Source organism: Parasedimentitalea nitratireducens, from assembly GCF_057444295.1.
The window spans coordinates 22,902-34,440 of record NZ_JBYAXC010000006.1 but is presented as its reverse complement, the minus strand read 5'-3'; the positions used below and the strand labels follow the sequence as shown (position 1 = coordinate 34,440).

Genomic DNA, 11,539 nt, shown 5'->3' with positions numbered 1-11,539 from the left:
TATTTAGTGGTATTTGGGACGGCTAACGTGAGAAACCCCTCATAAACAGTCTCTTAATCCTCTGTCAAAAGTTGCAATTTGGCGCAGAACTGGACCTTTTCGCCGGTTTGGGTTAGACGGTCTGCGCGCAAAATGGACGGTTGGCGCAGCCATTTTGGTACCTGGGGGTATCTGACATGAAATCTCTTCTTTGGACCGCAGCCCTTGCGGTTTCGCTGGCTGCGCCGGGTATGGTTGCGGCAGAGACAAGCCCAACCCGTGTGACTGCATCCAGTCAGGCGGCCGGAGCTGAAGCGCCAAAGCGTGGATTGCGTCGTTTTTTGTTTTTTGGCCGCAAGCGTAATAAAAAGACTGAAACGCCCACTATGAGTTATACGCGCGAGTGGTTGGACCAGCAGCCTGTAGCATCAGGGGATGAGCACTTTGAGTGCTTGGCCCAAGCGCTGTATTTCGAGGCACGGGGAGAGACCGTAAAGGGGCAATTCGCGGTTGCCGAAGTTATTATGAACAGGGTCAAAAGCGCCCAGTTTCCCAACACTGCTTGTGGTGTCATCACGCAGGGCACGGGCCGTCGGCATCAATGCCAGTTCAGCTATACCTGCGATGGGCGAAGCGAAGCGATTTCAGAGCAGCAGGCCTATAATCGTGTTGCCAAGGTTGCGCGCGCTGTTCTGGATGGCCACAGTGAAGAGCTGACTGCGGGTGCCACATATTATCACACCACAGCAGTACGTCCGCGCTGGAGCAGAACCTTTACCAATACCGCGCAAATTGGCGTGCATCTGTTCTATCGCGATGAGCGCTATCGCACGGCTGCTAACGAATAAGCATTAGGGTCCGCTTGGCCGCTTTTGGTGGCTGGTATGGCGTATGTAGGGCTGTTATCAGGCCCGGCATAGACTAGGGTGACATACCACCTTCAGCCACAGCTAGCCAAAGGCAGAATACAATGAGCTCAGACATCCGCCTTGCCTTTGCGCATCCTTCCGAGCGCGCAGCTGCCACCGCTTCGGGTCGTCCTTTGGATCGTATTTCATTGCGAGACCATACTGTCGACGTCGAAATCGGTGCGTTTCAAGCTGAGCGCGGCAACACACAGCGCATCAGCTTTAATGTAGTGGTCGAAATCACACCACTGCCAGCGGATCTTGATGACGATGTGGATCGCATCCTCTCATATGATCGTGTAACCGAAGCAATTGCGCACGAGCTTGCAGCCGAGCGACTGAACCTGCTGGAGACATTGGCCGAGCGGGTTGCTGAACGTATTTTGCTTGAGCTACAGGCGGTGCGTGTCTTTGTTCGAATAGAAAAACTGGACCGTGGACCTGGCGCTTTAGGGGTCGAGATTGTTCGGTCTCAGGATCAGGTGCAGCACGACCCTCAAGAAGAGGAACGTCCACATCCAAGGCTGATGTTCCTCAGCAATGATGCCATCGCCAGCGATTTGCTGACGGGTTGGATTGATCAGATGCAATGTCGTCAGCGGCCTTTGATCCTGTGTGTTGGTGTTCATGATATGGATGTTCCACGCACCGGGCACAAAATGACCGAACGCCGGATCGACCTGTTGGCCATCGAGCAAAATGCCTGGCGGCTGGCGTCGCGTGATGACCGCTGTGTTGTTGTGTCCACTCGAACCGAGCTGGATTGGGCAATGAAAAACGGGCAGATTTGTGTCTGGGCGCCGTCGAAAATCGTTTTGGATGCGGTAGATGGCCCTTCAGCGGCACCGACAGAGCCGGTTGAGCTGGCGGCCTGGTTTGCGGCGACATTTGAAGCTGGCGAATTGCTGGTCATTGGCGCAGACTTGCCATCTCAGGCCGACGTGCCGTTGCGTGCGGTCGCAACCGAGCAAGCCAAACTATGACCTATTACCGTCCACTTGTTCAACATGGCGAGGCCCGTCCAGAAGGGGCGGTCGAACTTGCGGGTGGTGCGTTGTGGTTCACACATGTCGAAGCCCTAAGCCGCGATACGCCGTCCCACATCATTCCGGCTGGATTGGTGCCCGAGGTAATCTTGCGAAGGCTGTCGGGGCATCGACCAACAATTGCGGGGTTAGACCTTAGCCAGCCGCAGCTGATGGGGATACTGAACGTAACCCCGGACAGTTTCTCGGATGGCGGCGAGCATAATGACTTGGATCGGGCGGTTGCGGCTGCCCAGCAGATGATCGCTGATGGTGCCTCGATGATCGACATCGGCGGTGAATCAACGCGACCAGGCGCTGCATTTGTTCCTGAAGAGGAAGAAATCAGTCGCACAAAACCAGTGATCGCAGCGCTGCGGAATGCCAGCAATGTCGCGATTTCCATCGACACACGCAAAGCCCCGGTTGCAGCCGAGGCGCTGGGGGTAGGTGCCAATCTGGTCAATGACGTATCTGGGTTCACTCATGACCTGGCATTGGCCCCACTTGTTGCACAGGCCGGGGCTCCCGTTTGCATCATGCATGCGCAGGGCGATCCCGCGACAATGCAAGACGAGCCCCACTATAATAACGTTTTGCTAGATGTGTATGACTTCCTGGAAAACCAGATCAGCCGTCTGGAAGACATTGGCGTGCAGCGCGATCAGATCGTTTTGGATCCAGGTATCGGTTTTGGGAAAAACCTTGAGCATAACCTGGCCATTCTGCGTGGAATCGCTTTGTTTCATGGGCTTGGCTGCGCGATCTTGCTCGGTGTCTCGCGCAAAAGTTTGATCGGAACCATTGGCAAGGAACCGCAGGCTTCCGCACGGGTTCCTGGTTCAATTGCTGTTGGGCTTGCAGCACTGGCCCAAGGCGTGCAATTCCTAAGGGTACACGATGTGGCTGCAACAGCCCAGGCGGTTCGCCTGTGGCAGGCTGTCCACTAAGGCCCGGTAAGAAAGAAAACTATGCGCAAACTATTCGGCACTGACGGCGTGCGTGGCACCGCCAATATCCACCCCATGACCGCTGAAATGGCACTGCGTATAGGTGCTGCCGTTGGGCGCTACTTCCGCCGCGATGCCTCGGGCGTGCATCGGGTTGTGATTGGCAAGGATACGCGACTGTCTGGCTATATGTTTGAAAGCGCCCTGACGGCTGGGCTGACCTCGACCGGAATGAATGTGCTGTTGATGGGGCCGGTGCCCACACCCGCTGTTGGCCTGATGACGCGCTCTTTGCGCGCAGATCTTGGCGTGATGATCTCGGCCAGCCATAACCCAGCCGAAGATAATGGTATAAAGTTCTTTGGCCCCGATGGGTTCAAGCTTTCGGACAAAGCCGAGCTGGAGCTTGAGCAGCTTATCGAAACAGGCGTTGAGCCAGCCCAGACAGCCAACATTGGCCGCGCCAAGCGGATTGATGATGCGCGCTTTCGTTACGGCGAGAGGGTCAAGAGCTCGCTTCCCAAGGATATTCGCTTTGATGGGCTGAAGGTTGTGATCGACTGTGCCAATGGCGCAGCCTACCGCGCAGCTCCCGAAATTCTCTGGGAACTGGGGGCCGAGGTTATTCCCGTTGGTGTCTCTCCGGATGGGAACAACATCAATGACGGTTGCGGATCAACCAAACCGCAGATCGCCTCGGAAACTGTTGTGGCCCATGGGGCTGATGTTGGTATCTGTCTGGATGGTGACGCTGACCGGGTCATCCTGATCGATGAAACCGGTAAGGTCGCTGACGGCGATCAGCTGATGGGTTTGCTGGCTTCGCGAATGGCTGCATCGGGTGAACTATCGGGCAACGCGCTTGTTGCGACTGTGATGTCCAATCTGGGTCTGGAACGCTACCTGAATGACCAGAATATTGGCCTGGAACGCACTGCTGTGGGCGACCGTTATGTTGTCGAACGGATGCGCAGCGGTGGCTTCAACCTGGGTGGTGAACAGTCGGGGCATATTGTGATGACCGATCATGCCACCACCGGCGACGGCCTGATGGCGGGCTTGCACTTCCTTGCCGAAATGGTCCGGTCCGAAACAAAAGCATCAGAGCTGGCGCAACAGTTTCAACCGGTTCCGCAACTGCTCAAAAATGTGCGCTACAGCAACGGTCAGGCCCCATTGGAGATGGATATCGTCCTGGATGCGATCCATGCCGCCGAGAAGGCCCTGGTGGGTCAGGGGCGCTTGTTGATTCGCAAATCCGGCACCGAGCCCCTTATTCGGGTCATGGCTGAATGTGAGGATGCCGAGCTGCTGAACCGAACGGTAGATTCCGTTGTTGATACTGTTGCAAAGGCAGTGGCCGCCTAGTCAAATCTGCCTTTGCGTCTTTTTGGATAAGCCTGTGCCGAACAGCCGCTTTAGCGCGCCGTACTGGCTTAGCCCCACACCGCACAGAATAAGCCCCAGCGCCCAGATCATGGTGTTGGGCAGCGGTTCGGCCAGAAACAGGGCACCAAGCAGGACGGACCAGACGGGCACCTGGTAGTTCACGAGCGACATGAATACCGGCCCGGCACTTCGGATCACGATCACACGCAACACGTTGGCAGCCGCTGTCGCCACCAGCCCCAAGGTCGCAACTGCAACAAGAGTTTGAACATCCAGGGCGGGTGGCGGCCCTTCAGCGATCAGAGCCATCGGGATGACGCCCAATGATCCAATCAACAGCAGAACAGCAGCCAGTCCAATTGGATCAATTGGGGGTAAACGGCGTGTCAGGATCGAGCTAACAGCGTAACAACACGCAGCACTCAAGCAGGCGATGCGGCCTAGATGCTCCAGATCGGCACCACTAGAATCAAAGGCCTGTCCGCCAATTAGAATGCTGACGCCGATAAAACCGATGACAAACCCGAGCAGCCGACGCAATGTCATTCGCTCTCCGGGTACAAAGACATGTGCCAATGGCAGAACCATCAATGCGATCGCAGCCATCGACACTCCGGCAAAGCCCGAGGTCACATACTGCTGCCCCCAGCTCAGTAGCATAAAGGGGACTGCCGTGCTCAACATTCCCAAGAGGCAAAGTGTAAGCCGCTGTGATGTGGAGGGGGAAGAGGCAAACAGCCTACCACCGCGCAGCTGCCAGATTGCAGTGGTTAGCAAAGCGCCAAAGCCAATGCGGGCCGCCGCTAGCCAGAACGGGGTAATGCCCCGCAGCGCGATTTCGATGATCAGAAATGTACCGCCCCAGGTTAGCCCTAGTGCAGCGATCATCAGCCAATGTCGTCCGGTGATCTCTGTCATCACTGTCCCTCGGAAATCTGAGGCCACTTGATCCCAGGCAAGGCATCGGGTCAATCACCAACCCTTCGTCCGGTGTCGCAGGGTACTTTTTAGGTGGCTGAAATGGCCTGTCGCCGCTTCCGGCTGAGCAGCAGGCCTCCTAGGATCAGCGCAAGCGAGATGAATAGCTGAGGCGGCAAGACTTCGTTGAGCAGCACAACGCCGAACAACACCGACCAGATTGGCACCTGGTAGTTGACCAGCGACATAAAGCTGGGTCCTGCATCGCGGATCACCTGTACCAGCAGCACCTGTGCCAGTGCTGTAGGGAGCAGTCCCAGATAGAGGATTGCAGCCAGTGACAGCGTTGAAGGCATTTCAGGAACGCCCTCGATGGCTAATGCAAAAGGCAGGATCATCACTGTGGCCGAAAGCAGAGCAGCCGCTGAGAGCGACAGCATATCGGTCTTGGGGCACAGGCGGGTGACAATTGCGCCGATGGCATAACACAGCGATGCGCCAAGGCAGGCGATGCGGGCCAGAGCCTCAAAATCGCTGCCAACCGAGCGGAACGCATCTAGCCCGATTAGAACAACAACGCCGGTAAATCCGATCAAAAAGCTGACGCCACGGCGTAGGGTTAGCCGTTCACCTGGCACCAGAAAATGCGCTAGCGGCAATACAAACAATGGCACCACAGCCATGCAGACCCCGGCAAATCCACTGGCGACGTATTTCTGCCCCCAGCTCAGCAGCGCAAACGGCAGTGCGCTGGTAAAGAAACCCATCGCAACCGCCGAAGCCCAGACAAGCTTACCATTCTCGCTGTGCCACTTAGGCAAGCCGATGCCACGAAACTGAACAATGGCAAGCAGCACCAATGCGCCCAGGGCAATTCGACCAGCCGCAACGGTCAACGGGCCAAAGTCGCGCAGCGCTACGCTGACAAACATAAACGAGGCACCCCAGATCAAGCCAAGGAGCAGCAGTTTGACCAGCGAGGCCAGTGATGGATTTGTATCAGTCATGGGCATATCCGTGGCGGATTAGCGCGGGAAGGTAAATGCCTGTTCATGAAGTGGCTGAAAAATTCTTGCTTTGTGCACTACTTTGCTCATATCGTAAGTCATGGCTTACCAAGATTCGCTCAGCGCTCTGGCTGACCCAACGCGACGGCAGATATTTGAACATATCGCTCGTGCGCCTTCGGCGGTGGGATCATTGGCTGACCAACTACCTGTCAGCCGCCCTGCGGTGTCGCAGCATCTAAAGGTGCTGTCAGATGCGGGATTGCTGGTGGTGGAGCAGCAGGGCAATCGGCGCATTTATGCGGTTGATCCAAACGGGTTGAAAGAGCTGCGCAAGTATCTCGATACCCTGTGGGGTGACGTGCTTGGCGCCTTTGCGGATAGCTTAGAAAAGGATGATTGAATGACCCAGCCAATAGTCAAAACTGTGACTGTGCCGGTCTCGCCTGAAAAGGCTTTTGAGCGTTTCACCTCTGATCTCAAATCCTGGTGGCCGTCACATCGGCACTCGGTGTCAGCGGGTTCAGGTGCGGAGCCAAAGGATATTGTGCTGGAGCCGCGAGTGGATGGTGCGATTTATGAGGTCCTGCCGGATGGCAGCCGCGCCGACTGGGGGCAGATCACTGCGTGGTCACCGCCGACTGGTTTTTCAATGACATGGCATCCGGGCAAAGTGGTCAGCGCGGCAACACAGGTTGAGGTGTGTTTTGAAACTGTTGCGGAGGGTACACTGGTCACGCTGACCCATAGCGGTTGGGAAGTGCTGGGTGAACAGGGCGAGCAGATTCACAAAGGCTATGACAGTGGGTGGGATTATGTTCTGCGTGAATGCTTTGGTGGTGCATTCCAATGAAAAAGGGCGCCCCGTGGGACGCCCTTTCGAATAGCTGAACTAAGGTCTGACCTTAGTTCTTTTCTTTGTCGACCATCTTGCCAGCCGAGATCCATGGCATCATGCCACGCAGCTTGGCGCCGGTTTCTTCGATCATGTGCTCGTCGTTGGCACGACGGGATGCTTTGATGGTCGGCTGTCCAACAGCGTTTTCCAGCATGAAGTCACGAACGAATTTGCCAGACTGGATGTCAGACAGTACGTCTTTCATGCGGGCTTTGGTTTCGTCGTAGTTCAGGATGCGTGGACCGGTGACGTACTGGCCGTACTCAGCAGTGTTCGAGATCGAGTAGTCCATGTTGGCGATGCCGCCTTCATAGATCAGGTCAACGATCAGCTTCACTTCGTGCAGACACTCAAAGTACGCCATTTCTGGTGCGTAACCAGCTTCAACCAGAGTTTCGAAACCGCAGCGGATCAGTTCTACCAGACCGCCACACAGAACAGCCTGCTCGCCGAACAGGTCGGTTTCACACTCTTCGCGGAAGTTGGTTTCGATGATGCCGGAGCGACCGCCACCGATTGCGGAACAGTAGGACAGGCCGATTTCCAGCGCTTTGCCGGTTGCATCGTTGTCTACAGCTACCAGGCAAGGCACGCCGCCGCCTTTGGTGTATTCGCCGCGTACGGTGTGACCTGGGCCTTTGGGCGCCATCATGATCACGTCAACGCCTTCTTTTGGCTCGATCAGGCCAAAGTGAACGTTCAGGCCGTGGGCGAACGCAATTGCGGAACCCGGCTTGATGTTGTCGTGGACGTATTTCTTGTAAGTTTCAGCCTGCAGTTCGTCGGGCATGGTGAACATGATTACGTCACACCAGGCAGCAGCTTCTGCAATGCCCATAACCTTCAGGCCTTCGCCTTCGGCTTTCTTGGCCGATGCGGAACCTTCGCGCAGAGCAACGACAAGGTTCTTGGCGCCCGAGTCACGCAGGTTCAGCGCGTGTGCGTGACCTTGCGAACCGTAGCCCAGGATGGCTACTTTTTTGTCTTTGATCAGGTTGATGTCGCAATCGCGATCGTAATAAACGCGCATGTCCACGTCCTCTCCGTTTAATGTCTGCGGCGATCATAGCGATCCATGCCCCAGGCGCGAGATCGTTTTGGGAACTATTGACAGTATTTTCGAACTATTCATTCTCTGTATTTCCATATATCGGTAAATTCATGCTTGATGATCTCGACCGACGCATTCTGCGCAACCTGCAAAGCGACCCAGCCCAATCGATTCCCGATCTTGGTGACCGATTGGGGGTGTCAAACTCGCGTCTGACCCGGCGGCTGGACAAACTGCGTGAAACGGGTGTGCTGCGCGGACAGCAGGCGGTGATCAACTGGCGTGCGCTTGGCTATGCGGTCGAGGTCAGCCTGCGAGTGACGCTGGACAAGACCCAGACCCGTGCGTTTGATGACTTTATCGAGGCCGCGCGCGGCATTCCCGAGGTGATCGAGATCCAGACCTTTTTGGGCCGTGTGGATGTGCGCCTTTCGGTCATTGCCCGCGATATGAGCCACTATCAGCAGATCTATCGCGCTGGCATCCTGACCTTGCCCCATATCGCCGATATCGAGGCTCTGATGCATGTGGCCAGCATCAAGACTGATGAGGGGTTGCCGTTGTGAAATTGGATGAGTTCAAGCAAAGTTGGACCCGCCAATTCGGGGCCATCCCACCTGTTGGCTTTAGACTTAGAGCTGAAATTGAACATCGTTGGTTGCGCGTTTTTTCAATACCCGATGGGCAAAGGTTGCCAGAGACCGAGAGTGATCGTGCAAGAATTGTCGAGTGCTTTAATAGATTGACCGCTGAAATCTTTGCGAAAGAAGCAAAACTTTGGCTTGTGATTTGTCGGCATGAAGAAACAGAGGTTGTGTCTGACATGGTCTGTTTCGCTGGAGAACCTCTCACTTGCTTGCGCGTAAATAGTCGGTGGTCGTGGGGGCCGTATTTCGATGACGAGTTGGTCTCTAGTGTACTGGCCACGCGAATTCTCTGGAAGCAGGGCGATACCGACGAGCTATTGCGTGACGTTGCAGACGATCATGAAAGGTTCATACTTTTCTCAGCTGAAAACGGGGTTGCCATTGCCCCCTATGATGGTGGATTTGACACCTTCCTCGCTGACCGAGCAACTGTGTTGAAATTTTCAGGCCGGTTTCCTGAAAGTGTGTACCTCCTGGAAGAGGGGATCTAATGGAGCTCGATGAGATTGACCAAAACCTGCTGCGCGCGCTTAGCCAGGATGCCACCAAAACAGCTGGAGCGCTTGGCCGTGAATTGGGGCTTAGTCAGCCAGCCACCTGGCGGCGGATCAAACGGTTGCAAGACAGCGGTGTGATCGCTGGGCGGCGGTTGGATCTAGATCGCGAAAAACTGGGCTTTGGCGTCACCGTGTTTCTTGGCATCAAACTGGCCACCAAGGGGCGGGTTAGTCTGGATGACTTTGAGCGCGCCGTCACCGCCATCCCCGAAGTGCAAACGGTAGAGCATGTATTGGGCATGTATGACTATCGCCTGCGGGTCACGGCGCGTGACATTGCCGATTTTGAACGCGTCCTGCGCCGTCGTGTGATGACGCTGCCGGGGGTAGGTGATGTTGAGGCAAACGTGCTACTGAGCGAAGAACGCAGGCCTGGGCCTTTGGGCTAAGATGCCTTTTTCCGTGCTATGTGGTGCGCATTTTCCTCTAGCTGGTCCGAGCTTCGCCAATACTCTTCGACCGTTGGGCCAGAAGGTAATCGTTTTTCGCGAAGAAACTGCCAGACTTCTCGCCAGATCACGCGACGGCCCATCCGAGTATACCAGCGCATGGCGTGGCGAATGTCCGGGTCTTGGTGAAAGAAGATACGATATAGCGCTCTTGGCCGGAGTTGGACGGCCATTTCGATGAGTTTTACCCAAAGAAAAACCCGCCAAGGCGGAATATTTGGTGTCTGTAATACTTGGTGCTTATAATCCCAAAGTCGCTGATCCGGTTGGATAACCTGGCGGTGACGGGCACTTTGGAAAAAGGGTGTCCATTGATGCGGCGTGGCATAGACCGACATGATCTGGTCCGGGTCATATCGTAGAAGCTGCCGAAGAATGCGCCAATAATCCCGGTCGGTTTCTTCTTCGATTCCAACAGCAAACGTACAAAGACCTATTATGCCGTTCTGCCGGAGCAATTGTATGGCTTCTTGGTCCTTCTGCCTGGTGCCACCTTTCTTGATAGATTTCAGAAGATTTTCATCAGTGCTTTCGATGCCCAACAGAAACCTTAAGACTCCAGCCTTTTTGTAGAGCGGGAGGATATCTGCGTCGCGAACAATGTCGTCAGCACGCGTGGATCCAATGATAGTGACATCAACGTCCTCAGCGATCATCGCTTCTAGAAACTCTTTCCAGCGTCGTCGCGATGAGGTTGGATTTTCATCAGCAAGATTGACCAGTTCGATGCCGTGGTTACGGACGAGATCAGCAATTCCAGCGGCAAATTTGACTGGGTCCCGATGGCGCCAACGCGTCCAGAAACCTCGTTGTCCGCAGTATGTACACAGGTGCGGACAGCCTCGGGAAAATTGCATTATGACCGACTTCTTTCCGCCCCAGTAGCTGTAGTCATCAAAGTTGATCAGTTCCCATCCTATTCGATTTGCATCCAGATCGGATATGACAGGGACGGGTTGGGTAGCTATGGCTATGCCATTCTCGCGAAATGCCAAGCCGGGAATGTTTCGGAGTGGCTGGTTTTGCTCCAGCGCATCGACCAGCGCAGTAACAGTTACTTCTCCTTCCCCCTTCACAATAATGTCGATGTCAGAACACTGTTCCAGAATTTCTTGCCAGTGGTAGGTCGGGTAGATGCCACCATAAATAATCACTGTTTCTGGGCGGGTGGCTTTTAATTTATGTGCCAGCTCAACGACCGTCGGGTGGGCCGAGCTAGAGCCAGAATGACCAATCAGAACGGCTGCCGGGTTTTGTTGTGCCACTGCTTCCAGAATTTCGTGGGTGGGCATTGGTCCGATGTCGGCGTTGATCAGGCTTACCTGATTACCTGCATCAATCAGCGGTCCGGCCAGGCAAAGCAATCCGAACGGGGGGAGGTTTTCTTTGGGTACCCGGCTGCCAATGGCTGTATGAGGCGGGTGCAATAGTGTTAGGCGCATTTGACGAATTCTTGTTAGAAATGGTCCGAAGAACGGCATAAATTAATTTGGGCTCTGATGAATATAGTCACAAACCGCATTGGTTCAACCTAGGATTTGTTCTGGTTATTGGATGGGATGTTGCACGTAGGGCTGGGCGCCGTTGTGCAGATGCTGAACGGTTTTGGTCTTGATGGTAATGTCCGAGTTGAGGTTTGAATTGAAACGCGTTGTTTAGGTGTTTTGGGCAGTACAATCTTTTCCTTTTCTTGAAGGACTTTTAGCAAACCCCGAAGAAAGAAGCCTTTGCCAACATGCCCGCAGACCGATAGCCGTTGGC

The 11,539-nt window shown here is 55.0% G+C and carries 13 protein-coding genes; 9 read left to right on the top strand and 4 right to left on the bottom strand.

Translation table 11 applies throughout. The features are described from left to right. Nucleotides 1-176: 176 nt before the first annotated feature. The 4 genes from AC2T28_RS16885 to glmM all read left to right on the top strand — a co-directional run bounded on the left by AC2T28_RS16885 (nt 177) and on the right by glmM (nt 4,230). Complete coding sequence (locus AC2T28_RS16885) at nt 177-827, top strand: cell wall hydrolase (RefSeq protein ID WP_486749812.1); 651 nt, start codon at nt 177-179, stop codon at nt 825-827. 122 nt (nt 828-949) lie between these two features. After that, nucleotides 950-1,870, top strand: coding sequence for a dihydroneopterin aldolase (locus tag AC2T28_RS16880; RefSeq protein WP_486749811.1), 921 nt, complete (start codon nt 950-952; stop codon nt 1,868-1,870). After that, nucleotides 1,867-2,862, top strand: a complete 996-nt coding sequence (folP, locus tag AC2T28_RS16875; protein WP_486749810.1) for a dihydropteroate synthase — start codon at nt 1,867-1,869, stop codon at nt 2,860-2,862. The genes AC2T28_RS16880 and folP overlap by 4 nt, the downstream gene beginning before the upstream one ends. A 21-nt stretch (nt 2,863-2,883) precedes the next feature. Further along, nucleotides 2,884-4,230, top strand: a complete 1,347-nt coding sequence (gene glmM / locus AC2T28_RS16870; RefSeq protein ID WP_486749809.1) for a phosphoglucosamine mutase — start codon at nt 2,884-2,886, stop codon at nt 4,228-4,230. Here glmM and AC2T28_RS16865 read toward each other — a convergent pair whose 3' ends face one another. Together AC2T28_RS16865 and AC2T28_RS16860 are read right to left on the bottom strand one after the other, a co-directional pair. Then, nucleotides 4,231-5,169, bottom strand: a complete 939-nt coding sequence (locus AC2T28_RS16865) for a DMT family transporter (RefSeq protein WP_486749808.1) — start codon at nt 5,167-5,169, stop codon at nt 4,231-4,233. 89 nt (nt 5,170-5,258) lie between these two features. Continuing rightward, nucleotides 5,259-6,176, bottom strand: coding sequence for a DMT family transporter (locus AC2T28_RS16860; protein ID WP_486749807.1), 918 nt, complete (start codon nt 6,174-6,176; stop codon nt 5,259-5,261). A 100-nt stretch (nt 6,177-6,276) separates the two neighbouring features. Between AC2T28_RS16860 and AC2T28_RS16855 the strand changes: the two genes are divergently transcribed. Both AC2T28_RS16855 and AC2T28_RS16850 read left to right on the top strand, forming a co-directional pair. Beyond that, the gene (locus AC2T28_RS16855) at nt 6,277-6,579 is read left to right on the top strand and encodes an ArsR/SmtB family transcription factor (protein ID WP_486749806.1); all 303 of its coding nucleotides are present in this window, start codon (nt 6,277-6,279) and stop codon (nt 6,577-6,579) included. Then, nucleotides 6,580-7,029, top strand: coding sequence for an SRPBCC domain-containing protein (locus tag AC2T28_RS16850; protein ID WP_486749805.1), 450 nt, complete (start codon nt 6,580-6,582; stop codon nt 7,027-7,029). It abuts the gene before it with no gap. Between the two features lie 52 nt (nt 7,030-7,081). On the opposite strand, the gene ilvC is transcribed toward AC2T28_RS16850, so the two are convergent. Further along, entirely contained in the window at nt 7,082-8,104 is a 1,023-nt protein-coding gene (gene ilvC, locus AC2T28_RS16845; RefSeq protein ID WP_167684135.1) for a ketol-acid reductoisomerase, read from the bottom strand. Between the two features lie 131 nt (nt 8,105-8,235). On the opposite strand from ilvC, the gene AC2T28_RS16840 reads away from it, so the two are divergent. The 3 genes from AC2T28_RS16840 to AC2T28_RS16830 are packed head-to-tail and all read left to right on the top strand — an operon-like array spanning nt 8,236 to nt 9,718. Then, the gene (locus AC2T28_RS16840; protein WP_486749804.1) at nt 8,236-8,691 is read left to right on the top strand and encodes an Lrp/AsnC family transcriptional regulator; all 456 of its coding nucleotides are present in this window, start codon (nt 8,236-8,238) and stop codon (nt 8,689-8,691) included. Continuing rightward, nucleotides 8,688-9,263: a DUF3885 domain-containing protein gene (locus AC2T28_RS16835; protein ID WP_486749803.1), complete on the top strand. Its 576-nt coding sequence runs from the start codon at nt 8,688-8,690 to the stop codon at nt 9,261-9,263. The genes AC2T28_RS16840 and AC2T28_RS16835 overlap by 4 nt, the downstream gene beginning before the upstream one ends. Further along, nucleotides 9,263-9,718, top strand: a complete 456-nt coding sequence (locus AC2T28_RS16830) for an Lrp/AsnC family transcriptional regulator (protein ID WP_486749802.1) — start codon at nt 9,263-9,265, stop codon at nt 9,716-9,718. The genes AC2T28_RS16835 and AC2T28_RS16830 overlap by 1 nt, the downstream gene beginning before the upstream one ends. On the opposite strand, the gene bchE is transcribed toward AC2T28_RS16830, so the two are convergent. Further along, entirely contained in the window at nt 9,715-11,259 is a 1,545-nt protein-coding gene (gene bchE, locus AC2T28_RS16825) for a magnesium-protoporphyrin IX monomethyl ester anaerobic oxidative cyclase (protein ID WP_486749801.1), read from the bottom strand. The genes AC2T28_RS16830 and bchE overlap by 4 nt on opposite strands. Nucleotides 11,260-11,539 lie beyond the last annotated feature (280 nt).